Origin of the sequence: Comamonas odontotermitis (assembly GCF_014207855.1) — a bacterium.
In the GTDB taxonomy this organism is placed as follows: domain Bacteria; phylum Pseudomonadota; class Gammaproteobacteria; order Burkholderiales; family Burkholderiaceae_C; genus Comamonas; species Comamonas odontotermitis_A.
This window is the reverse complement of record NZ_JACHKZ010000009.1, coordinates 101,229-126,140: the sequence shown is the minus strand read 5'-3', so window position 1 is coordinate 126,140 and position 24,912 is coordinate 101,229. Positions and strand designations below refer to the sequence as shown.

At 62.4% G+C, this 24,912-nt stretch carries 15 protein-coding genes; 9 read left to right on the top strand and 6 right to left on the bottom strand.

The features are described from left to right. Nucleotides 1-222 precede the first annotated feature (222 nt). Nucleotides 223-1,320, top strand: coding sequence for an FUSC family protein (locus tag HNP33_RS09425; RefSeq protein ID WP_233464455.1), 1,098 nt, complete (start codon nt 223-225; stop codon nt 1,318-1,320). Between the two features lie 75 nt (nt 1,321-1,395). Here HNP33_RS09425 and HNP33_RS09420 read toward each other — a convergent pair whose 3' ends face one another. From HNP33_RS09420 to HNP33_RS09410, 3 genes are all read right to left on the bottom strand, one after another. Continuing rightward, nucleotides 1,396-2,205: a BPSS1780 family membrane protein gene (locus HNP33_RS09420; protein ID WP_184707664.1), complete on the bottom strand. Its 810-nt coding sequence runs from the start codon at nt 2,203-2,205 to the stop codon at nt 1,396-1,398. Nucleotides 2,206-2,454: 249 nt separating this feature from the next. Continuing rightward, complete coding sequence (locus HNP33_RS09415) at nt 2,455-3,429, bottom strand: homoserine kinase (RefSeq protein WP_184707662.1); 975 nt, start codon at nt 3,427-3,429, stop codon at nt 2,455-2,457. 162 nt (nt 3,430-3,591) lie between these two features. Next, complete coding sequence (locus HNP33_RS09410; protein WP_184707660.1) at nt 3,592-3,957, bottom strand: hypothetical protein; 366 nt, start codon at nt 3,955-3,957, stop codon at nt 3,592-3,594. Nucleotides 3,958-4,009: 52 nt separating this feature from the next. Between HNP33_RS09410 and polA the strand changes: the two genes are divergently transcribed. Continuing rightward, entirely contained in the window at nt 4,010-6,805 is a 2,796-nt protein-coding gene (polA, locus tag HNP33_RS09405) for a DNA polymerase I (RefSeq protein WP_184707658.1), read from the top strand. 292 nt (nt 6,806-7,097) lie between these two features. Beyond that, nucleotides 7,098-8,021 carry a ZIP family metal transporter gene (locus HNP33_RS09400; protein WP_184707656.1) on the top strand — a complete coding sequence of 308 codons (924 nt, stop codon included), beginning with the start codon at nt 7,098-7,100 and terminating at the stop codon, nt 8,019-8,021. Between the two features lie 123 nt (nt 8,022-8,144). On the opposite strand, the gene HNP33_RS09395 is transcribed toward HNP33_RS09400, so the two are convergent. The 3 genes from HNP33_RS09395 to HNP33_RS09385 all read right to left on the bottom strand — a co-directional run bounded on the left by HNP33_RS09395 (nt 8,145) and on the right by HNP33_RS09385 (nt 11,330). Continuing rightward, nucleotides 8,145-9,164: a DMT family transporter gene (locus HNP33_RS09395; protein WP_184707654.1), complete on the bottom strand. Its 1,020-nt coding sequence runs from the start codon at nt 9,162-9,164 to the stop codon at nt 8,145-8,147. A gap of 274 nt (nt 9,165-9,438) precedes the next feature. After that, entirely contained in the window at nt 9,439-10,221 is a 783-nt protein-coding gene (locus HNP33_RS09390) for a LytR/AlgR family response regulator transcription factor (RefSeq protein ID WP_184707652.1), read from the bottom strand. A 74-nt stretch (nt 10,222-10,295) separates the two neighbouring features. Continuing rightward, the gene (locus HNP33_RS09385; protein ID WP_184707650.1) at nt 10,296-11,330 is read right to left on the bottom strand and encodes a sensor histidine kinase; all 1,035 of its coding nucleotides are present in this window, start codon (nt 11,328-11,330) and stop codon (nt 10,296-10,298) included. A 192-nt stretch (nt 11,331-11,522) separates the two neighbouring features. Here HNP33_RS09385 and argH point away from each other — a divergent pair, with 192 nt between their 5' ends. The 6 genes from argH (at nt 11,523) to HNP33_RS09355 (ending at nt 24,911) form a co-directional block, all read left to right on the top strand. Further along, entirely contained in the window at nt 11,523-12,980 is a 1,458-nt protein-coding gene (gene argH, locus HNP33_RS09380; protein ID WP_184707648.1) for an argininosuccinate lyase, read from the top strand. A gap of 63 nt (nt 12,981-13,043) precedes the next feature. Next, nucleotides 13,044-14,036, top strand: a complete 993-nt coding sequence (locus tag HNP33_RS09375) for a Bug family tripartite tricarboxylate transporter substrate binding protein (RefSeq protein WP_184707646.1) — start codon at nt 13,044-13,046, stop codon at nt 14,034-14,036. Nucleotides 14,037-14,224: 188 nt separating this feature from the next. After that, nucleotides 14,225-20,197, top strand: coding sequence for an MG2 domain-containing protein (locus HNP33_RS09370; RefSeq protein WP_184707644.1), 5,973 nt, complete (start codon nt 14,225-14,227; stop codon nt 20,195-20,197). Beyond that, nucleotides 20,197-22,467: a penicillin-binding protein 1C gene (pbpC, locus tag HNP33_RS09365; RefSeq protein WP_184707642.1), complete on the top strand. Its 2,271-nt coding sequence runs from the start codon at nt 20,197-20,199 to the stop codon at nt 22,465-22,467. The genes HNP33_RS09370 and pbpC overlap by 1 nt, the downstream gene beginning before the upstream one ends. A gap of 337 nt (nt 22,468-22,804) precedes the next feature. Next, nucleotides 22,805-24,331, top strand: coding sequence for an aldehyde dehydrogenase family protein (locus tag HNP33_RS09360; RefSeq protein ID WP_184707640.1), 1,527 nt, complete (start codon nt 22,805-22,807; stop codon nt 24,329-24,331). A gap of 172 nt (nt 24,332-24,503) precedes the next feature. Next, nucleotides 24,504-24,911 (top strand): pyridoxamine 5'-phosphate oxidase family protein, encoded by a 408-nt coding sequence (locus HNP33_RS09355; protein WP_184707639.1) that lies wholly within the window; start codon nt 24,504-24,506, stop codon nt 24,909-24,911. Nucleotide 24,912: the final 1 nt, after the last annotated feature.

Here is a 24,912-nt window from a genome sequence, read left to right as displayed (position 1 = left end):
CTAGGATACTATGTGCATGCCCAGAGGCAGTGATGACTCACATCTGCAAGTTTGTGCAGCAAGCGGTGCATCGCCATCAGCAGGCGATTCACTGTTTGCACGCTGACACTGTGAAATCGCTGTCCGGCATTCCCAAAGCACCTTCTACCCGCCCGCGGCCATGGCCAAGCCGCCTTGCAGGCCTCTTTGGGACGATTTCCCGGCCGACAAGGAATCTTGCGTATGCCTTCTGCCACCAGCTTTCGCCGCCACCAGGCCTTGCTGCAACTGCTTTCTCCCCGCCAGTTGCGCGACAGCCTGAGCCTGGCGCCCCAGCCTTCGCTGCGCATTGCCCTCGTAGCAGCGCTGCAGGCGGCATTGGCGGTGCTGGCGGCGCTGGCAATGGCGCGCCTCTCGCCGTGGCCGCAACTGGTGGGTTATCCTGCGCTGGGTGCGCTGGCTGCCTTGTTCGGGCGCTTTGCACCCGTCGAAAGGCGCATGCGTATCGTCGCGCTGTGTGCCGCGCTGTTGGCACTGGCGGTATTCGTTCCATCGCTTGCATCGCTGGCGGGCGCGCCCCCGTGGGCAATGATGGTGGTGCTGGCGCTGATTGCCGGGGGCTCGACCCTGGTCGTCAGCCGCTGGCAGCTAGGTGGCCCTGGCGCGGTCATCCTTGTGTTTGCGGCAGGCGCTTCGCTGGCACCTGTTGATAGCTGGAGTGTGCTGGGTGGGCGCACCCTGGGCGCTTTGGCAGGCGGCGCAGTGGCCTGCCTGGTGTGCGGGGCCACCGACTGGATGCGCCGTACCGAGCTGCCGCGCATCCAGATGCCTGCTGCCGCTGTGCCGTCACTACGGGCGGGGTGGATGGCGGCTGGCCGCATCACCGCTGGCGCAGGACTGTCGGCGGCTGTTGCCCATGCCCTGGGGTGGCACCACCCGGCGTGGGCGGCCATCGGCGCTACTGCGGTCATGCAAGGAGCCCACCTGCACATCACCATGAACCGTGCGCTGCAACGCATGGCTGGCACCGTGGTCGGCGCGGTCGTGGTGGGGCTCATCCTGGCGCTGGATCCATCGTTCTGGTGGATTGCGCTCTGCGTCGTTGCCTTTCAGTTCGTCACCGAGATCATCATTGGCTACAACTACGCGCTCGGCCAGATCACGGTCACGCCAATGGCGCTTTTGATGACCCATCTGGCCTCACCAGTCGCCAGCGTTGGCATGCCGCAGGAGCGGGTGATGGACACAATTCTGGGCGCGGCGTTGGGGATCGTTTTTGCCGTGGTGTTCTCGTCGTTGGACGACCGGGTGCATTTGCGCAAGTTGCATCAAAAACAATAGCGAAAGGCGCCTTCGGGACGTGCGCCTGCCGGCAAATTCTATTGAATCTATTGAAACTTGCGTTGCGACTCTGCCTTATTCCGACGGGTCGGCAGGCAGTGCTGCAGACTGCTCGGGGGCCTCAAAGCAGTCGCGAAAGCTGAAAACTACCGAGACAAAGTACACCACCGACAGCACCAGCGAGCCTGCGATCAGCACAATGGCGCCACCGGCAACGCCTGCGACCGAGGCCACCAGTCCGCCCAGCAGGCTCAGGGCGATGAGCGCGCCCATATTGACCGCCAGCCATACCAGCCCGTAGGTGGCGAAGGCGCCGATATTGCGCATGCAGGCCACCACGCTGAAAAACAGCGCTTTTACCGCAGGCACGCGGTGCCAGTACACAAGGCCCGGAGCGTGCCAGAAGATGGCGGTCAGAGCCAGGTACATCACCGTCATCGTGAGGGCTGACAATTGCACGCCGGACTGGGTCAGTGCTTCCTGCTTGATCTGCTCTCCCAGAATGAACATGCGCGCGAACTCTCCGCCGTCAAACAGGGTGGAAAGGCCCACGGCCAGCAGCAGCCCGAGCACAAACAGGGCGCCCAGAATGACGAAGGATTTGCGCTGGGCTAGATCCATGCGCAAGGCCTGCAGCACCACCGGCAGCGTGGGTTTCTGGCCCTGCATGGTCAGTGCTCCCCCCAGCATCATGCACAGCGAAAACAGAGGCACCAGGCCGAAAGTCAGTACAAAGCCGATCACAGGCACCGCACCGACAATGCCCAGCACCAGAAAGCAGAAGAAGAACAGCGAGGTGAGCGCTATGGGTTGCTGGCGAAAAGCCGCAAATCCATCACGCACCCAATGAACGCCCTGGGCGGCCGTTGCAATACGAAGTTTCATGCACAAAGCGGGCTGCAGCGTGTGGCCGCAGCACATCAACTAAAAAGGGGATGGTTCACTGTAACCCATGCCCGGATGGGCGAGGGCGCGTGAGGAATTGGCATGCCATGCGCAGCGGGCCGGATGTTTCCTGGCCACACCGGAGTGCATGGCTGGCCGCTATCAAAAAGAGAGCGGATGGCGCCCGGCGCTGCTGAATCTTGATGATGTATTTATTTGGAATTCAATGTCGCATAGCGCTGCCAGCCATCATTTTATGGCGGCTGGCGTGTTCAGCACGAATGGCGAGGCCAGACGGGCACGCAGCACGCGCTCGAAGTGCGTGGGGTCGTGGGGCTTGAGCATCGAGGCCTCGCGGGGGAGGTAGAAATCCCACAGGCGTGAAATCCAGAAGCGCAAGGCGCCGGCCCGCAGCATGGCTGGCAGCAGTTGGCGCTCGGGCGCAGTAAAGGGGCGCACCGCCTGGTAGGCGGCCAGCAGGGCGTCCGCGCGCGCCTGGTCGATGACGCCCGTGGCAAGGTCGATACACCAGTCGTTCATGACAACGGCAATGTCGAACAGCAAGGTGTCGACACCAGCGAAGTAGAAATCGAAGATACCTGTCATCTCGTCGCCGTCAAACATGGCGTTGTCGCGGAAGAGATCGGCATGCACCGGGCCACGCGGCAGCGCCGTGTAGGCGGACGAGGCGGCAATGTGGTTCTGGTAGGCCAGCTCGCTCGTGAGCAGTTCGGCGGCGGGTTGCTCCAGGTGCGGCAGTACCACCGGCACGGTTTCGTTCCACCACGGCAGGCCACGCAGATTGGGCTGCTGTCGCGGAAAATCCTGTCCCGCCAGATGCATGCGGGCGAGCATGCCGCCCAGCGATTGGCAGTGCGCCACCTGGGGCGCCAGCTGGCTCTTGCCACGCAGCTTGTTGACGATGGCTGCGGGCTTGCCTTCCACCTGCAGCAGAATGTCGCCGGTCTTGCTTTCGGCCTGTGGATCGGGCACCGGAATACCGGCTTGCGCCAGGTGCTTCATCAGGTACAGGTAGAACGGCAACTGGTCGGCGCGCAGGCGCTCGAACAGTGTCAGCACGTACTCGCCTTCGCTGGTGGTCAGGAAGTAATTGGTGTTTTCAATGCCGCCTTCAATGCCGCGCAGCGACACGAAATCGCCCAAGGGGACGCGCTTGAGCAGGGCTTTGGCAGCCTTGTCGGATACTTCGGTGAAAACAGCCATGTCGAGGTCGGTGAGAAGGCGATGAAGGGGAGCACAACAAAAACAAAGCCAGCCGGCGCCGTTGCCTGGCTGGCTGTGCTGCTTGCCGCCAGGGGCGGCAAGTCACAAGGGGCTGATTATCGCAAGTCTGGGTCAGGTGCCTGATTTGATGCAGTGCGGCACTCAGAAATTGCCGATGTTCCAGACGCGCTTTTTGCTTTGTGTATCGCCAAAGCCATCGGGGCGGCTGCGGGCGCCATCCGTGGGCTTGACCTCGTAGCCCGGCATATTGCCTACCTTGGGCTGCACATGGATGCTCTGCGTCTGGCCGCCAATACGCACTTCGTCAATGCGGCTGCCAGCGTCTTCGACGTGGATGTATTCGGCCTTCTGGTTGTACTTGTCGTTGGCTTCGGGCTTTTTCCCGGACTCGCTCTGGCTGGCGGCCGCAGGTGCGGGCTCTTGAGCAGGAGGCGGTGTCTGGGCGTGGGTCGTTGCCAGCACCAGGGCCAGTGCAGAGGCGATCAAAGAAGTGGATATAGCGCGCATGACAGGATTGTAATTTGTCACCCGGCCTTTGCGTAGCGGGCACAATGTCAATATGAGTAATCCTCCTACTTTAGTGCTGGTGGACGGTTCCAGCTATCTGTACCGTGCCTACCACGCCATGCCCGATCTGCGCGCCGTGCCCGGCGACCCTGCCAGCCCCGCAACGGGCGCCATTCGTGGCATGGTCAACATGATGCAGGCTTTGCGCAAGGATGTGCAGGCGGACTATGCCGTCTGCGTGTTCGACACGAGCGGCCCGACCTTTCGTGATCATCTGTATACCGAGTACAAGGCCACGCGTTCGCCGATGCCGGACGATCTGCGCAGCCAGATCGAGCCGATTCACGAAGTGGTGAAACTGCTGGGCTGGAAAGTGGTGGCCGTGCCGGGCGTGGAAGCTGACGACGTGATCGCCACGCTGGCGAGCACCGCAGCCGCACAAGGTATCCAGGTGATCGTCTCCAGCGGCGACAAGGATTTGAGCCAGCTGGTGAACGCGCATGTCACCATCATCGACACGATGAACGGCAAAAAGCGCGACGTGGCAGGCGTGACCGCAGAATTCGGGGTGCCTCCGTCGCTGATGATCGACTACCAGGCGCTGGTGGGCGATGCGGTGGACAACGTGCCTGGCGTGGCCAAGGTCGGCCCTAAAACGGCTGCCAAGTGGCTGGAAGAGCATGGTTCGCTGGACAACCTCATTGCCAATGCCGCCAGCATCAAGGGCGTTGCGGGCCAGAACCTGCGAGATGCCATCGCCTCGGGCCAGTTGGCACTGAGCCGCCAGTTGGTGACCATGAAGACCGATTGCGATCTGGCCGGGCACATTGTGGGTTTGCCGCAACTCGATGGCATCACGCTCACGGAGCCAGACAGTGCAGGGCTTGCGCCTTTCTACGAAAAATACGGTTTCAAGGGCCTGGCGCGCGCGCTCGGTGCGGTGGCCACTGGCGCGTCTTCGCCACGGGTGGAGGGCGCGCAGGGCGGCCTCTTTGATGCCAACGATGCCGAAACCACCGAGATCGCCATCAACGCCCAGCAGCGTGATGTGGTCTACCACACCATCCTGACCGAGGCGGAGCTCGATGCCTGGATCGCCAAGATTCAGGCCGCTGAGCTGACGGCAATCGATACCGAAACCGATTCGCTGGATGAAATGGTGGCGCGTATCGTGGGCATCAGCTTCAGCGTCGCCATTGGCGAGGCCGCCTATATTCCGCTGCGCCACGAAGGGCTGGACGTGCCCGAGCAGTTGCCGTTGGATGCGGTATTGACCAAACTCAAGCCTTGGCTGGAGGATGCCAGCAGGAAGAAGCTGGGCCAGCACGTCAAATACGACCAGCATGTGTTTGCCAACCACGGCATCACGGTGCGCGGCTATGCCCACGACACCATGCTGCAAAGCTACGTGCTGGAGGCGGACCGCCCCCACAATCTGACCAGCCTTGCACTGCGCCACACTGGGCGCACCGGCATCAGCTACGAAGACCTGTGCGGCAAGGGCAAGAGCCAGATTCCCTTTGCCCAGGTGGCAGTCGACAAGGCGGCCGCATACAGCTGCGAGGATTCCGACCAGACCTTGAACGTGCATGAGGTGCTGTGGCCGCGCATCCAGGCCAATGCTGGTCTGCTGCACATCTACGAATTGGAGATGCAGACCAGCGAAGCGCTGTTCCGCATCGAGCGCAATGGCGTGAGCATTGACGCGGGCGAGCTGGCACGCCAGAGCAACGAGCTGGGTACGCGCATTCTGCAACTGGAGAGTGAGGCCTACGACATCGCTGGCCAGCAGTTCAACCTGAGCAGCCCCAAGCAGTTGGGCGAGATCTTTTTTGACAAGCTGGGCTTGCCCGTGGTCAAGAAAACCGCCACCGGCGCGCGCAGCACCGACGAAGAAGTGCTGGAAAAGCTGGCCGAAGACTATCCGCTGCCTGCCAAGATCCTGGAGCACCGCTCACTCTCCAAGCTCAAGGGCACCTATACCGACAAGCTGGCCCAGATGGCCTTGCCAAGCGACGGCCGGGTGCACACCCACTATGCGCAGGCCGTGGCGGTGACGGGGCGCCTGTCCAGCAACGACCCGAACCTGCAGAACATTCCGGTGCGCACTCCCGAGGGGCGCCGCATCCGCGAAGCCTTTGTTGCGCCCGAGGGCAAGCTCATTGCCAGTGCCGACTATTCGCAGATCGAGCTGCGCATCATGGCCCACCTCTCGGGTGACGAGGCCTTGCTCAATGCATTCCGCGACGGGCTTGACGTGCACCGGGCCACCGCGTCCGAGGTGTTTGGCGTGCCGGTCGATCAGGTCAGCAGCGAGCAGCGCCGCTACGCCAAGGTCATCAACTTCGGGCTGATCTATGGCATGAGCAGCTTTGGTCTTGCCAAGAACCTGGGCATCGAAACCAAGGCGGCAGCCGCCTACATCGACAAGTACTTCCAGCGCTACCCCGGCGTGAAGCGCTACATGGACCAGACTGTGGAGCTGGCGCATGCGCAGGGCTATGTGGAAACCGTGTTCGGACGCCGCCTGGTGCTGCCCGAGATCAACGGCGGCAACGGCCCGCGCAAGAAAGCGGCCGAGCGTGCCGCCATCAATGCTCCCATGCAGGGCACGGCAGCTGATCTGATCAAGAAGGCCATGGTGGCGGTGCAGGCCAAGCTCGACGCGGAAAAGCCCGGTGTCCTGGTCATCATGCAGGTGCATGACGAACTGGTCTTCGAGCTGCCTGCTGCGGAGCAGGACTGGGTCAAGGCCGAGATTCCGGCCCTCATGGCCGGTGTGGCCGAGCTGAAGGTGCCCTTGCTGGCTGAAATCGGCTTTGGGCCGAACTGGGAAAAAGCCCACTGATGGGTAGTGGCCGGGTGCCTGGTTGCACCCGGGCCGATTCTGCAGGTTGGCCCTGGTACTTCTGGCGTCAAGTATCGGCACCGGCTGCCGGGTATCCCGTACAGGACTTTTTTCCTCCAGATGGAAGCGGGAAGCGTCCCGGCAAGGTAGTCCGCGCAGCCTTGCCTTTTTCTGCCAGGGTTATTTTTATTATTGCAACAGAGTCGCAATAAGGTGCTACCATTTGCAGCTTCAAAAATGGGTTTGGCGGTAGTTTTTGCCATTCGCGCTTTTATTTATTGGATAGTTTGCAATGACTTTGATAGCAATCGTGCTTGCGACGCTTGCCGCAGGCCTGGGCAGCGTATGGATAGCAGCCGCATTGATGCGCAGTGGCATCGGCCGCGAAGACAGCCGTTTTGGCGCGCAGCATCTGCTCAGTCTGGCCGCGGGCGCATTGCTGGCAACGGCCTTTGTGCATTTGCTGCCCGAGGCGTTCGAGAGCCAGATCAACCCCAAGGCGCTGTTTGTGACCTTGCTGCTGGGGCTGGTCTTCTTCTTTTTGCTGGACAAGGCCGAGCTCTGGCACCATGGCCATGAACACCGCCATGCGCCGCCCCAAGAGCGAGGCCACAGCCACGACGAAGCTCACCACGATCACGCCCATGCTGCGGCGCCGCATGGCCACAGCCATGCACACCACCACAACACGGCGGGCGGCTGGTCGCTGCTGACGGGGGACAGCGTGCATTGTTTCGGCGACGGCATCCTGATCGCCTCGGCATTCATGGCTGATATGCGTCTGGGCATCGTGGCAGCCATCTCGGTGCTGGCGCATGAGGTGCCACACCACATGGGCGATCTGGTGGTTCTGGCCGGCAATGACAATCGCAGCCAACGCGGGGTGGCTTTGCTCAAGCTGTCGCTGGCCGGGGCGGTGACGGCGCTGGGCGGCGTGGTGGGCTACTTTCTGGTCAGCTCGCTGGACGGCTTTCTGCCGTACTTTCTGGCCATCGCATCGAGCAGCTTCATCTACGTGGCGCTGGCGGATCTGATCCCGCAACTGCAGCGCCAGTTGACGGCCAGGCAGACCGTGCAGCAGGTAGCCTGGCTGGCTGTAGGGATGGTGGTGGTCAGCGCCGTGAGTACCTGGGCCCATGGCTCGCACGGCCATACTGGCCACGATCACACGGAGCAGCATGAAGCGCACGACGAACATCAAGGGCACGCGCACTGAAGGAGCTTTCGCATTGCGGCGAAAGCTGAATCAGCAAAGGCCTGTTGCGCAATGCAGCAGGCCTTTTTGCTTTTATTTTGATAGCGGCTGGCGCTTGGCCATCAACCCACGGAGACCGACAATTCAATGATTCTCCGGCTGGTGGCGCTGCACGGCCCAGCAGACGCCGCCAATCATCAGCGCCGCAGCGGTCAGCTCCTGCCAGTTGGGGCCGCGTTGCAGGTAGATAAAGCTGTAAGAGAGTGCAAACAGCGTTTCGAACACGATCATCTGGCCCGACAGTGAGATAGGCAGCAGGCGCGTGGCGGCGTTCCACATCCAGTTGCCAAACAGCGATGCGAGGATGGAGACCGCCAGGTTCACCAGCCAGAACATTTGCCAGCGTCCGGCGTCCAGCTGCTGGCCGCTGCGGGCTTGCCACCACAGCGCCAGCGGCCACAGCAGCACGCTCCAGATGCCGACGGCCACGCCGCTCATCGACGACCATTCCAGTGCCGTAAAGCGGCCCGATTGCAGGTAATGCGCATTGCGGATGGCGTAGTGAGACCAGATGACGAGTGCGGCAAACGCTGCCGCCACACCGCCGAGCACGCGCCAGACCGGGCGCGCGGCCTCCTCTGCGGTCAGCAGCTCATGGGCATTGATCAGCACAATGCCGGCGCACACCGTCAGCATGGGGCCCAGCAGGCGGCGCAAAGGCAGCGCGCCTGCCTGCTTGCGGTTCATGATGGGCATGGCAAGTGGCACCATGCCGATGATGAGGGTGGTAATCGCCATGCCCGCCCACTGCACACCGGTGGCCATCAGCACCAGATAGAGAATGCTGCCCGTCAGGCCCAGGTACATCAGCGCCCCCAGGTCGGCGCGGGTGACGCGGGGCGCCAGCTTGCGCACCAGCGGCGCCAGAATGAAGATCGACATCAGCCCGTAGAGCATGAAGCGAGCGCTGGTAATGGCCAGCGGATTGAAGTCCGGCAGCAGCGCGGGCACCAGCAGCATCGAGCCCCAGCACGCACCGGCCACGGCAGCGTAGGCCACCCCACGCGGGATATTGGTGGCTGGCGCCAAATGCAACGGGCCAGGGGCTGCGGGAGGAGAGGATGCGGTTGAAGCGCGATTGCCGTCTGTCGAAGTAGGTTGCATGGCACAAATGAAAATACGGCTGGCGCGCATCAAGCCGGTGCCGGAGATCGCTCCGGTGGATCGCTGGCATGCGGCTTTCGCATTTCTGCCTGCATCAGCCCTCAAAACGCGGCATCCACACCTGCGCCCGCTTTCGCACTGTTACGGCATGCTGCGATGCACAAACGAAACACGCACCAGTGGTGCGTGCGCAAGGGGGATGGTTGCCGGTATTGTCGCCCAGCAGTGCAGATGTTGCCGGGGAGGGGGCTATCGTGCCTGCCGCACTTGAATGTCAGCGGCCCTTGGCCAGCAGGGCGCGCACCTGCGGCAGTTGGCGGCGCGAGACGCGCAGCACATCGTTGATGCCAAAGAGGCGCAGTTGCCAGCCATCCACATCGTGCGGATCGCTCGTTTTCTCCAGGCTGCGAATTGCACCCGGCACCACCAGCGCGTTGCGGTGAACCCGCAGGTAGCGGTCGGCATAGCGCTCTTCCAGCTCGTTGAGGCTGCCCGACCACAGGTATTCATGGGCCGAAGTGCGCACGGTGACGTACTTGAATTCTGATTTGAAATACACCACCTCCGCCAGGCGCACGCGCTCGGTGTTGCCACGGTTGGTGATCAGCAGTGTTTCATCTGCTTCTGCCTCGGGCTCGCTGGTTTCCTTGGTGTTTTTGATGATTTGTGCTGATTTGGCTTGGGCCAGAAGCTCTACTTTCTGTAGCGCGGCATTGAGCCGCTCGCGGCGTACGGGCTTGGTCAGATAGTCGGCGGCACTGACTTCAAATGCCGAGAGCGCATGCTCGGCGTGCGCGGTCACAAATACCACGGCCGGGGCATGGGGCTGGGATTGCAGGGCTTGGGCCAGCTCCATTCCGCTCTGGCCGGGCATATGGATATCAAGCAAGGCCACATCAAACGGCAGCCCCATGCTGGCGGCGCTGTCAATAGCGCGCAAGGCTTCGGCCGCATTGGTAGCTTCGTGGATGGCAGACGGGGCAGGGAAGCGCTCTACAAGCAGGCGCCGCATCCGGTTTCGCGCCAGAGCCTCGTCATCAACAATCAGAATTCGCATGGGCGACATGCTATGCGGACTGAACGGCACTGCCAATGCCGGTGGGCGATTGTTTGACGCCGCTCATAACTTGTTTACGCTGGAAAACTGATATGCACGGTATAGATGCCGTCCTTGGCCGTGGCTTGAAAGTCACACTCCAGGTCATACAACAGCCGCAGGCGCTTTTTCACATTGGAAATCGCAGTTCCTGTGCCCGGGCGGCGCTCCGGCAGTGGGGCCGCAAATGGGCGCGGCATGGTGTTGATGATCTGCACATGCACCCGGTTGCCGCGCCTGCGCGTGGTGATTCGGATGCGTCCATTGCCATGGCTGGGCTCGACACCATGCTTGACGGCGTTTTCGACGAGCGGCTGCAGAAACAGGGGCGGCACGGTGGCGGCATCGGTGCGCGAATCCAGGTTCCATTGCACCTCCATGCGGTCGTCAAAGCGGACCTGCTCGATGGACAGATAGCGTTGCGCCAACTGCACTTCCTCGGCCAACGTCGAGGCTTCGCGCTGCTCGGTCAGCGCGTGGCGGAACAGGTCGCTCAGGTCTTCGAGCATGGATTCGGCCTTGTGCGGATGGTCTTGCACCAGCGATATGGCACTGTTGAGTGCATTGAACAGGAAGTGCGGACGGATGCGCGCCTGCAGTTCGGCCAGGCGCGCCGTGGTGGCCGCTGGCGTTCGGCCCTGGGCTCGCCACTGCAGGCCCACCACCACCATGGCAGCAATGAAACCGCCTGCTGCTGCACTGGTCAACCACGGCATGCGTGGCGCCACCGTCGCCCATTGGTAGAGCACAGCCGCGGCCAGCCCGCACAGCGCACCCCAGGCCGCGCCAACCAGGTATTGCACGCCAGTGCTGCAGCGCTGCAGCAGCTTTTTCTGATGACACGCCACCAGCAACCACAGCAGGCAGGTGGGCAGAGTCACTGCGGTGACCAGTGCCAGCTGGAAAAACCATTCACTCATGCTGGCTGACACAAAGCCTACGGCAAGGGCAGCCAGTATTTCCACCAGCAACACGGTACGGCCGATCACGCTGGCCGTGCATGCATCAAACACATAGGCCGTGCCAACGATCACATCACGGGCAGCGGTAGTAGTTGATGATGGTGGCATGGTGGGGCAGACTCTATAGAATCAAAAGGTTTTGCTCCCGGGGCTTTTGGCGCAGCCGGGTGCAGTGTTTTTGGCAGGACTGACGCGAACGGGAGCATACGCAAGGCGCCCCTCTCCCGTGTGCGTGGGTCGTGTTGGGTCTGTGCCGCAGGGCGGCACAGCTGGCAGCTTAACCGGAATATCGCGAACTCCATGTCTACACCACAAGCTTCGTCTTCTTCGCACAACCAGCTCGACACCAAGGCAGAAGCCTGGTCGGCACTGTTCTCCGAACCCATGAGCGATCTGGTCAAGCGTTACACCTCCAGCGTGTTCTTCGACAAGCGCATGTGGCAGGCGGATATCCAGGGCAGCCTGGCGCACGCCGAAATGCTTTCGGCCCAGAAGATCATTGCGGCGGAAGATTTTGCGGCCATCCAGAAGGGCATGGCCCAGATCACCGCCGAAATCGAGGCTGGCAGCTTCGACTGGAAGCTGGATCTGGAAGACGTTCACCTGAACATCGAAGCGCGCCTGACCCAGCTGGTGGGCGACGCTGGCAAGCGCCTGCACACCGGCCGCAGCCGCAACGACCAGGTGGCTACCGATGTGCGCCTGTGGCTGCGTGGCGAGATCGATCTGATCGAAGGCCTGCTGGTGGAGTTGCAGCGCTCGCTGGTCGAAGTGGCGGGCAAGAACGTCGATGTGATCCTGCCTGGCTTCACCCACCTGCAGGTGGCGCAGCCCGTGAGCTTTGCCCACCATTTGCTCGCCTATGTGGAAATGTTCAAGCGCGATGCGGAACGCATGCTGGACGTGCGCAAGCGCGTGAACGTGCTGCCTTTGGGCAGCGCGGCCCTTGCCGGCACCACCTACCCGCTGGACCGCGAGCGCGTGGCACGCACGCTGGGCATGGAAGGCGTGAGCCAGAACAGTCTGGACGGCGTGAGCGACCGTGACTTCGCCATCGAATTCACTGCTGCGGCCAGCCTGTGCATGGTGCACATCTCCCGCCTGTCCGAAGAGCTGATCATCTGGATGAGCCAGAACTTCGGCTTCATTCGCATTGCCGACCGCTTCACCACCGGCTCTTCGATCATGCCCCAGAAGAAGAACCCCGACGTGCCTGAGCTGGCGCGCGGCAAGACCGGCCGCGTGGTAGGCCACCTGATGGGCCTGATCACCCTCATGAAAGGCCAGCCCCTGGCCTACAACAAGGACAACCAGGAAGACAAGGAGCCGCTGTTCGACACCGTGGACACCTTGAAGGACACGCTGCGTATCTTTGCGGAGATGATCGGCGGCCAGGTAAACCCGGCCACGGGAGCCAAGGAAGGCGGCATCACGGTCAATGCAGGCAACATGCGCGCTGCAGCGCTCAAGGGCTATGCCACGGCCACCGACCTGGCCGATTACCTGGTCAAGAAAGGCCTGCCTTTCCGCGACGCGCACGAGACCGTGGCCCACGCTGTCAAGCTGGCCACGCAAAAGGGCGTGGATCTGACCGAACTGCCGCTGGCCGAGTTGCAGGCCTTCAACCCCAATATCGAGGCCGACGTGTTCGACGCCCTGAGCCTGGAAGGTTCGCTGAATGCACGCAATACGCTGGGCGGTACCGCGCCTGTGCAGGTGCGAGCCCAACTGGCCAAGCATCAGGCACGCCTGGGCTGACCGCGCCCGATCCTGCCCCCACTTCTGCCCGCACTCGCAAAACCTGAAGCCCCGAAAGCCTGTATGACACTGAATCGTCGCCATTTCTCTGCGCGTTTGCTGGCCGCAGGTGCAGCCGTAGCGGGCCTGTGCGCCAAGACCAGCTGGGCTGCTGCCTACAACAAGGGCAAGCCGGTGCGTTTGCTGGTGGGATTTCCGCCTGGTGGCGGAACCGATGCCATCGCCCGCCTGCTGGCCGAGAAAATGAAGGACAGCCTGGGCACGTCGGTGGTGGTGGAGAACAAGCCCGGCGCAGGTGGCCAGATTGCGGCGCAACTGCTCAAGGCCTCGCCTGCCGATGGCTCCACCTTCTTTGTCACGCACGACCACACGATCTCCATCCTGCCGCAAGTCGTCAGGAACCCGGGTTTTGATCCGCACACCGATTTCGTGCCCGTAGCGGGTTTTGCCAGCTTTGTGAATGCACTGGCGGTGCCGTCGGGTCTGGGCGTCAAGACGTTTGACGAGTACCTGCAGTGGATCAGAAAGCAGGGCGGCAAAAGTGCTGTGGGCATCCCGGCGCCCGCCTCCACGCCCGAATTCCTTGTGCAGGTCATCAACAAGCGCTTCCAGACCGATCTGGTATCGGCGCCATACCGTGGCAGCGCGCCCATGCTGGCTGACATGATGGGCAACCAGATTCCCGCGGGCATCGGCTCGGTGCAGGATTTCATCGAAAGCCAGAAGGCGGGCAAGATCCGCGTGCTGGCTGTGCTGGGCGGCAAGCGGCAGGCCTTGCTGCCCGATGTGCCCACCTTTGGCGAGCTGGGCCTCAAAGGCCTGGAGGACATGCCTTACTACGGCATGTATGCCCCCGCTGGTACCCCGGCGGAGATGGTCAATGAGGTCTCGCAGGCGGTGGCTAAGGCCGTGGCCGCACACGATGTGCATGAGCAATTGGTGGCCATGGGCTTGTCTGTCGGTTACATGACGCTCGAACAATTGCTGGCGCGTGAGAAGGCCTATACCGGCGTATGGCAGCGCATCATCCATGACAGTGGCTTCAAGCCGCAGTAATACTCATCTTTTGATAGCTTTCTGCGCCCCGCTGTTGAATGGCAGCGGGGTTTTTTCATGGCTGACGATATTGCCGTCATATATGTTGCCAAATGAAACACGCAGGCGGCGTTCCGCGTTGAACCTGAAAAGAGGCCCGTCAGCAGGGTGAAGTTTGGTACGCTCTCGCCATCCATGGGGAGAGCTTTGTGAATCAACGAATACAACACTGGCTGGCAGGCTTGGGATGGGCGGCCCTGGCAGCTGGCGCGCAGGCCACGACGATCACTGCAGTGTCACCGCAGGGTGAGGTTGCGCGGGTGCGCCAGGTCGTCGTCAAGTTCGATGCGCCGGTGGTGCCGATGGGCGACCTGCGTGCGACCGCTCCGGTCAAGGTGGACTGTGACAACAAACAGGTGATCAGCAGGGCAAGCGGCCGCTGGACGGGGCCCAAGGAGTGGGTGCTGGATCTGGCCGATGATCTGCCGCCCGGCGTGAGCTGCACGGTGGACAAGGTGGCCGGGCTGAAGGACGCTGCGGGCGAGCCAGTCAAGGGGACGGCCCAGTACCGTTTTGGTACGGGTGGCCCATCAGTGGTGCGCAGCGAGCCGGGCAGTTACCAGGAGCTCGATGCGCAGCAGTATTTTGGCCTGCAGTTCAATGGTGACGTGATCGACAAGACGGTGGAGAGCAGCAGCTGGTGCGCCGTCAAAGGCATTGGCGAGCGTATTCCTGTCAGATTGCTGAGTGCTGCGCAGTCGCAGACTTTCATGGAGCATGAGTTCGGCAAACAGCAGCTGGCGCAGCACCCGCAGCGCTTTGTGGCGCTGCAATGCCAACGTGCGCTGCCCGATGGCGCGGAAATGAGCCTGGTGATCGGCCCCGGGGTCAGCACCCACAATGGGGTTTTGCAAAAGCGCGAGCGCCGGTTCAACTACCGTGTGCGGCCGCCATTTACTGCAGAGTTCACCTGTGAGCGCGCCAATGCGCAGTCAGGCTGCCTGCCAATCCGCCCTCTGGCGATGATGTTCAGCGCCCCTATCAGCCGCAAGCTGGCCAAAGACATTCGCCTGGAAACATCCAAGGGCACGCTCAAACCTGATGTGGAGGAGGGCGATGACGACACCGAAGTCGCTCGGATCGACTTTGCGCCTCCGTTTGCTGAGAAAGATCAGTTGCGCATTGTGCTGCCCTCGGGTTTCAAGGATGTGCATGACCGCAAGCTGAGCAATGCCAATCTCTTTCCTCTCAAGGTACAGATCGGGCTGATGCCTCCGCTTGCCAAGTTTGCCGCTTCTCCCTTTGGCGTGGTGGAACGCTTTGCCGAAGGCGACAAGGGCCCGGCCATGCTGCCGGTGACCTTGCGCAATGTGGAGCAAGACCTCAATCTCAGCAATATTGCGATTGAAGACAAAGGCACCGTCAGTACCTTGCAGCTGCAAAACGATGCGGACATCATCCGCTGGTACTACAAGGTGCAGCGCTATGACGGATGGAGTTCGGTCAGCCGCGCCGATGCGGCCAAGGATTCAAAGACGCCATTGCCAAAGCCCCTGCCAGAGGGCAGCAAGGACAGTGTGGAAACCCGCATGCTCTCGTTGCTGGACGGCCAGAGCGGCAGCAAGAAGCTGGCCCTGCCCAAGGCTGACAGCAAGGATCCGCGCCCGTTTGAGGTAGTGGGCATACCGTTGCCTACGGGCTTTCATGTGGTCGAGATTGCGTCGCCAATGCTGGGCGATGCGCTGCTGAATACTGATTACGAAGCCTCCAAGCGCGTAATGTATGTGCGCACCTCGGCCCTGGTTACCAATCTGGGCGTGCATTTCAAGCTGGGCCGCGAAAACGCGATGGCCTGGGTGACTTCGCTGGACAAGGGCAAGCCCGTGCCGGGCGCGCAGGTGCGTGTATCTACCTGCGACGGCAAGACCCTGGAAATGGCCACGACCGACAAGGACGGTGTTGCCCGCTTTGACAAGCTGCAGACGCAGCGCGCTGTGCAATGCCTCGGATCGCAGGACAGCACCAGCTCCGCTTATTTTGTGAGTGCGCGTGCCACGGTCGACGGTAACCCCGACATGGCCTTTGTCTGGACCGATTGGCAGCGCGGCATTGAGAGCTGGCGCTTCAACCTGGAAACCGATACCAGCCCGCTCAAGGATGTGGTGGCCCACACCGTGCTCGATCGCAGCTTGCTGCGCGCAGGTGAGACGGTATCGATGAAGCACATCATTCGCACCCAGACCATGGGCGGTCTGGGCCTGGTAGACAAAGAGCAATTGCCAGGCACCGTGGTGATCACGCACCAGGGCAGCAATGATGAGTTTGAACTGCCGCTGCACTGGAGCCGCCCGGGCAACAGCCTGTCTGCCAACTCCGAGTTCAAGATTCCCAAGTCGGCCAAGCTGGGTACGTACAACATCAGTCTCAAGGGCGGAAAAGGCAAATGGGGTTCGCAAGAGATCGGTACCGGCTCGTTCCGCGTCGAAGAGTTCCGCCTTCCGGTGCTCAAGGGCAGCGTGGTGCCCGATATGGCTGCGCCCATCGTGCAACCGGACAAGCTGGGCGCGCAGGTACAGCTTTCGTACCTGTCGGGCGGGGCTGCCGCGCGCCAGGCTGTCACTGTCTCGGCTGCAGTGCAGTCGCACTATGTGGGGTTTGAGGATTACGACAGCTTCTCGTTTGGCAGGCCCTACCTCAGCCGCAGGCTGCCGGGTGCCGACAGCGATGACTACAGCACTGACCGCCGCGTGATCGCCGACAAGCTGCCGCTGACCCTGGATGCGAACGGCACGGGCACAGCCAGCATCGAAAAGATCCCGACATCGAAGGCTCCCCAGGATCTGCTGCTGGAGGCAAGCTTCTCCGACCCGAACGGTGAGGTGCAGACCCTCAGCCACAGCAGCGTGATCTGGCCCGCCGCCGTGGTGGCTGGCATCAAGGCAGAAAACTGGGCCTCGACGGACAAGAAACTGTCCTTGCAGGCACTGGCGCTCACCCCTTCGGGCAAACCGGTCTCGGGTGTCAAGCTGCAGGTGAAGGCGGTGGCGCGTATCGTCACCTCCACCCGCAAGCGCATGGTGGGTGGCTTTTACAGCTACGAAAACCATGAAAGCTTCCAGGACCTGGGCACCGTATGCAGTGGCAAGAGCGACGCCAAAGGCATGCTCGACTGCAGCACCCAGCTCAAGGACAACGGCGAGGTCGAGCTGATTGCAGAAGCGCTGGACGACAAGGGCCGCATGTCGCAGGCAGCGACCTCCGTCTGGGTAACCAAGCAGGGCGAGCTGTGGTTTGGTGGCGATGACAACGACCGCATGGATCTGCTGCCTGAAAAGAAATCGTACAAGGTGGGCGATACCGCCCGCTTCCAGGTGCGCATGCCCTTCCGCGAAGCGACTGCCCTGGTGACGGTGGAGCGTGAAGGCATCATCCAGAGCCAGGTGGTGACCTTGCGTGGCGACGACCCGACCGTTCACCTCAAGATTCAGGAAGGCTGGGGCCCCAATGTGTATGTGAGCGTGATGGCCCTGCGTGGCCGCCTGCGCGACGTGCCCTGGTACAGCTTCTTCACCTGGGGTTTCAAATCTCCGCGTGAATGGTGGACTGCCTTCTGGTACGAAGGCAAGGAATACGTGGCGCCGACCGCGCTGGTAGATCTGTCCAAGCCTGCATACCGCCTGGGTGCAGCCGAAATCCGCGTGGGCATTGCCGACCGGCAGTTGGCCGTCACGGTCAAGAGCGACAAGGAAAACTACCGCATCCGCAATACCGCCAAGGTGACGATCGAAGCCAAGCTGCCCAATGGCAAGCCTGCGGCTGGTGCGAGCGTGGCTGTGGCGGCGGTGGACCAGGCCCTGCTGGAGCTCAAGCGCAATGACAGCTGGGCGCTGCTCGATGCCATGTACCAGAAGCGTGCCTGGGGCGTGGAGACTTCAACGGCGCAGATGGAAATCATCGGCAGGCGCCACTATGGCCGTAAAGCGGTGGCGGCGGGTGGTGGCGGCGGCAGCGGGCAGACCCGCGAACTGCTCGACACCTTGCTGCTTTGGAAGCCGGATGTGATCTTGGACGCCAATGGCCGCGCCGAGGTGGACGTGCCGTTGAACGACGCGCTGACCAGCTTCAAGATCGTGGCGGTGGCCGACAGCGGGCTGGAGCTGTTTGGTACCGGCAGCACGCAGATCCGCACTTCGCAGGAGCTGCAGATCATCAGTGGCCTGCCGCCGCTGGTACGCGATGGCGACAAATACGACGCGCAGGTCACCTTGCGCAACACCACCTCCAAGCCCATGCAGGTGGTGGTGACTCCCAAGGCGACCCTGCTGCAGCTGGAGCCGCAGATCGTGGAGATTCCCGCGGGAGATGCCAAGCTGGTGTCGTGGACGGTGACGGCGCCTGCCGATATGTCGCAAAGCCGCCAGGGCGAGCTGCTGTGGGAGATTGCAGCCAAGGACAAGAATGGCGATGCAGCAGATGCGCTCAAGGTCAGCCAGCGCGTGGTGCCCGCAGTGGCCGTCACCACCTTGCAGGCGACCCTGGTGCAGCTTGATGGCAACCTGGACATGCCAGTGAGTGCGCCTGCGGACGCGCTGCCAGGGCGCGGTGGCCTCAAGCTGTCGCTGGTGCCGCGCCTGGCCGAAGGCTTGCCTGGCGTGCGGGACTGGTGGGTGAATTACCCCTATGCCTGCCTGGAGCAGAAATCCAGCAAGGCCATCGGCCTGCGCGACGCTGCAATGTGGAAGGACACGATGGACCGCCTGCCCACCTACCTGGATGGCGATGGCCTGGCCAACTACTTCCCGCCGCAGCCCGGCAGCAGCAATACTGGCAGCGATACCCTGACTGCATACCTGCTGCAGGCATCGTTCGAGATGAAGAAGCTCGATCCACAGTTTGCGTTGCCCGCCGCGTCGCTGGACCGCATGGCCGCGGCGCTGGGCAAGTTCGTCGACGGCAAGATCGAGCGCAAGTTCTGGAGCCCGCGCGCGGACCTGGACGTGCGAAAGATTGCTGCCATCAGCGCGCTCGCCCTGCATGGCAAGGCTCAGCCGCGCATGCTCACCAGCATCAACATTGCTCCCAACGACTGGCCGACGCAGGCCGTGGTGGACTGGCTGTCGATTCTGCAGAACATGAAGGATGCGCCCAACCGCACCAAGTTGATGGAAGAGGCCAACCAGATTCTGCGCTCGCGCCTGAGCTACCAGGGCACCAAGGTGTTGTTCGCCAATGAGAACAACGACTACTGGTGGTGGCTCATGCAAAACGGCGATACCACCTTGGCGCGCTTTCTGCTCGTCATCATGGGCGATCCCGCGTGGAAAGACGATCTGCCTCGCCTGGCCAGCAGCTTCATCAGCCGCCAGAAGAGCGGTGCCTGGAGCACCACCACCGCGAACCTGTGGGGGGCGATGGCGCTGGAACGCTTCTCGCGCACGTATGAGTCCGAGCCGGTGACGGGTACCACCGAAGCCAGCATGGGCGGCAAGAGCGCATCGGTGGACTGGAGCCGCGTTACCAAGGCGCAGGATGCGATTGAACTGCTGGCCAACGAAGCCCAGGGCGGCAAGCGCGCCGTGGGGCCTACGGAGCAGATCGCACAGTGGTTGAACAACACCATGGATCTGCCCTGGGCCAGCGGGCAGCAAAGCTTGAAGGTACGCCAAAAGGGCACGGGCAAGCCGTGGCTGACGGTGCAGTCGCAGGCGGCGATACCGCTCAAGTCGCCACTGTCTGCCGGTTACACCATCAGCAAGACCATCACGCCGGTGGAACAGGCCAACAAGAGCCTGCCTGCAGGCCAGTACACGCGCGGCGATGTGCTGCGCGTGACCTTGGAGGTCAATGCCAGCGCCAACATGACCTGGGTTGCGATCACCGACCCGGTGCCGGGCGGTGCCACCATTCTGGGCAGCGGCCTGGGCCGCGATTCGGCACTGGCAACCGATGGCGAAAAATCCACCGGCTGGGGCTGGAAGGCCTTTGAGGAACGTTCGTTCGAGGCCTACCGCGCCTACTACGGCTATCTGCCGCAGGGCAAGCTCAGCTTGCAGTACAGCTTCCGCGTCAACAACACGGGCGAGTTCGCCATGCCTGCCACCCGCATCGAGGCCTTGTATGCGCCCGAGATGTTTGGCATGGCGCCCAACGCCAAGATGACGGTGGTGCCAGCGGGCAAGTGATGCAGCCATGGATCAACCTCTTGCGTGCGCTGGCCGTGGTATGGCTGGTGCACGCACCGCTGGCGCATGCCGTGCCCAGCTTTGCCGAGGTCCAGCAGGATTTCAAATCGTCCGAAACCCGGGTGCTGTCGCGCGAGGGTGAGCTGCTGCAGCGCGTGCGCACGGATGCCACGGTGCGGCGGGGCGACTGGGTGCCGCTCGCCGAGGTTTCCGCTGCATTGCGCACTGCCATGGTCTTGAGCGAAGACCGGCGCTTTTATGAACACAGTGGCGTGGACTGGGCGGCGGTGACGGCTGCAGCCTGGGGCAACCTGTGGAACCAGCGCACGCGAGGAGCCAGCACCATCACCATGCAGCTGGCTGGCCTACTGGATGGCGACTGGCGCCGCAGCAGCGGGGGCCGCAGCGTCGTGCAGAAGGCGGGGCAGACCGTGGCGGCGCAGGTGCTGGATCGGCGCTGGAGCAAGACCCAGATTCTGGAGGCCTACCTGAACCTGGTGCCGTTTCGCGGCGAGATGGTGGGCATCGACGCGCTATCACGTACCTTGTTCGACAAGGCACCACACGGGCTGGACGACCGTGAAGCCGCCGTGGCTGCTGCGCTGGTGCGTGCGCCGAACGCGCGCCCCGCGCAGGTGGGGCAGCGGGCCTGCGGCGTTCTCAAGGACATGCGCGCGGGCGCCGGTGCTGGCGTTGGTTCTGTGGATTGTGACGCTGTGGTGTTCTTCACCGAGGTGGCACTCAAGAAGCGGGCTTTTGAGGCAAGCTATGGCATTGCGCCTCACTTCAGCCGCATTGCGCTGCGCGAGCAGCGCAACACCAAAACGGCTGCATCGCGCCTGCAAGGCGTAGCGAGCCTGCGCACCACGCTCAGTGCGCCGGTGCAGCGCTTTGCGATCGACACGCTGAACCAGCACCTGCAGGAGTTGCGCGCAGGCAATGTGCAGGATGGTGCCATCCTGGTGCTGGACAATGCCACGGGCCAGGTGCTGGCCTGGGTCGGGTCATCGGGCGCGCTCAGCCAGGCTGACGAGGTGGACGCCGTGCTGGCCCCCCGGCAGCCAGGCTCCACTCTCAAGCCATTTTTGTATGGGCAGGCCATTGCAGAGCACAAACTCACGGCGGCCTCGCTGGTCGAGGATTCGCCTGCGCGTATTCCTACTGCCAGCGGCCTCTACATTCCGCAAAATTACGATCGCAGCTTCAAGGGCTGGGTGTCGGTGCGAACGGCGTTGGGCGCATCTCTGAATGTGCCGGCCGTGCGTACCCTGGTGATGGTGGGGGTCGATGATTTCTTTGACCAACTGAACCACCTGGGCATGCCCATGCGTGAATCGGGCAGCTATTTTGGCTACAGCCTGGCGCTGGGCAGCCCGGAGATTCCGCTGCTGCAACTGACCAATGCCTACCGCGCGTTGGCCAATGGCGGACGCTACAGCGTGGTCGCTCCATCCATCACAACCGCTGCAGCCACCAAACCGCAGTACCAGCAGGTGATGGATGCGGGCGCGGCCTTCATCGTGGGTGACATGCTGGCCGACAACAATGCCCGCGTGCGCACCTTTGGCACCAGCAGCGTGCTGGGTACGCGCAGCTGGACAGCAGTCAAGACAGGTACCAGCAAGGACATGCGCGACAACTGGGCCATTGGCTGGTCCGACCGCTACACCGTGGGTGTATGGGTGGGCAATGCCAGCGGCGCGGCCATGCATTCGGTCAGCGGCACCAGCGGTGCTGCGCCCGTGTGGGCGGCAGTGATGGGTTTTCTGCACCGGGACCAGCCCAGCCGCGCGCCGCAGGCACCCGCAGGCGTGACCGCGCAATGGGTGGATTTTGGCGCAGCCCCGGAGGGGCAACCAGGCGCAGGTTTTGCGCTGGAGGCGCGGCGCCAGGAGTGGTTTCTGGCTGGCACCGCACAAAAGCGCTTCGCGCTCGACGGCCAGGCGAGCGGCGTTGACGAGCTGCCCGCGAGCCGCCAGCCGGGCGATGCACAGGTGCCCGCCGCTGCACGCATCGTGGCGCCGGCGAACGGCACCATCGTGGCGGTTGATCCGGACATTCCACCGGACCGCCAGCGCCTGCAGTTCGTGGCCGACAGCGCATCGGCCCGCTGGCGCATGGATGGCAAGGAAGTGGCCCGTGGCGCACGCTGGGCCTGGCTGCCGTGGCCCGGCCGCCATCAGGTGGAACTGGTGAATGCAAAGGGCGAAGTGCTGGACAGCATCCGCCTCGAAGTGCGGGGCGCGGGTGTGAAGCAGTCCAAGCGCTGAACTTCCATTCAAAGCGGTTTTTGCTCCCTGCTGACAACCACTAAATGCGACTGAAACAGTAGCAATACTTGCCTGCCTTGCAACAGAAGGTGATGCCATTTGCAACGGTCGCTGTTGCAGATTGGAACAGCAGTGTTCCAGAGGCATGGCCGAGCACGCATGAACAGGCAGTCTCCGTCTGGCACAGAGTTTGCAGATAGCTCCATGACCGGCTGTTCTCGCAGTCGGGCCGCTCCCAAGGCAAAAGTGGCTTGCTCCAACGAGGTGGCACAGCATGCTGGTGCACAGATGAGGGAGCCTTTTCTATCCTATCGGCAACACGAACCAGGAGACAAGCATGGACATGTTCGAACTCAAGCGCTTCAATATCGATATCGACTATCCGTACAAGCAGCAGTACGACAACTTCATCGGCGGCAAATGGGTGGCACCGCTGGCGAGTCGTTACTTTGACAATGTCTCCCCCATCACCGGCAAGCCATTTTGCAAGGTGGCGCAGTCGGATGCAAACGACGTGAATCTGGCGCTGGATGCGGCACATGCCGCTCAAGACAAGTGGGCTGCCACCTCGGCCACCGAGCGCTCCAACATCCTGCTCAGGATCGCTGACCGCATGGAGCAGAACCTGGAGTTGCTGGCGATTGCCGAGACCATCGACAACGGCAAGCCACTGCGCGAAACCATGGCGGCCGACATTCCGCTGGCCATTGATCATTTCCGCTATTTCGCCGGCTGTATTCGTGCTCAGGAAGGTGGCATCTCGGAGATCGATGCCAACACCGTGGCCTACCATTTTCACGAGCCTATCGGCGTGGTCGGGCAGATCATTCCGTGGAATTTCCCGCTTTTGATGGCGTCGTGGAAGCTGCCGCCAGCCCTCGCTGCCGGGTGCTGTGTGGTGCTCAAGCCCGCCGAACAGACGCCTGCCTCGATCATGGTGCTGATGGAGCTGATCGCTGACCTGTTGCCGCCAGGTGTGGTCAACGTGGTCAATGGCTTTGGCAAGGAGGCGGGCGAGGCGCTGGCCACCAGCAAGCGCATCACCAAGATTGCATTCACGGGCTCGTCCGCCGTGGGCCAGCGAATTCTGCACGCTGCCGCCGACAGCATGATCCCCTCGACCGTGGAGTTGGGTGGCAAGAGCCCCAACATCTTCTTCGCCGATGTGATGGATGCTGACGACGATTTCCTCGACAAGGTGATGGAGGGTTTTTCGATGTTTGCGCTGAACCAGGGCGAGGTCTGTACCTGCCCGTCGCGCATTTTGATCCAGGAATCGATCTACGACCGATTCATCGAGCGCGCCGTCAAGCGCGTGCAGCAGATGAAGCAGGGCCACCCACTGGACAAGAGCACCATGGTGGGTGCGCAGGTTTCGCAGGCACAGCTCGAACGCATCCTGGGCTACATTGATGTGGGTCGCCAGGAAGGCGCCGAGTGCCTGACGGGAGGTGAGCGCAACCGTCAGGGCGGCGAGATCGACGACGGCTTCTTCGTCAAACCCACCCTGCTGTTTGGCCAGAACAATATGCGCGTGTTCCAGGAGGAAATCTTCGGGCCGGTGGCTTCGGTCACTACCTTCAAGACCATGGAAGACGCGATCCGCATTGCCAATGACACCGAATACGGCTTGGGTGCCGGTGTCTGGAGCCGCAATGGCACCACGGCCTACCAGATGGGCCGCGCCGTCAAGGCGGGCCGCGTGTGGACCAACTGCTACCACCTCTATCCGGCGCACGCTGCGTTTGGCGGCTACAAGAAGTCAGGCATTGGCCGCGAGAACCATAAGTCTGCGCTGTCCAACTACCAGCAGACCAAGAATCTGCTGGTGAGCTACAGCCCCAAGGCGCTGGGGTTTTTCTAGGACACCCTCTGAGGCGCTGCGTGCCTTCTCCCTGCTCTCGCTCGACTTAGCCGTGCGGGCAGGGGGCGGCAGCTTCGGTGCAAACGGCCCTTGCTCGCTGTCTCGCGCTTGGGCTGCCGAATTTTTGGGTGATGGTGATGTGTCACGCGCAATTGCGCGATAGATGGTTCTGATGACCGATTGCTCTCTGATCTCTCTCAAACCCTGGCTTGAGGCACAGCCGTTCTTTTTACTGGGCTCGGCGAGCTTCGCAGGCGATTGCGACAGCTCGTACCGAGGGCGGCAGACGGAAGGCGGCGCCGAACCATTACTGCGGGTGGAAGGCGCGGCGCGCCTCGTCTTCCCCGACTACCCGGGCAACCATCTGTTCAACACCATTGGCAATCTGTTGGAACACTCCCAACTCGCGCTGCTGTTTGTCGATTTTTCGCAGCAGTCCACGGTGCTGTTGCAAGGGCAGGCAAAGCTGGAAGGGCCGGACCCGGCCTGGCCCAGGGCTCCACGCACGATTGCGGTAGATGTAGCACGGGTGCTACATGCGCCGGTGGCAGGCCTGCCGCATTTGGAGCTGACGGGGTGAA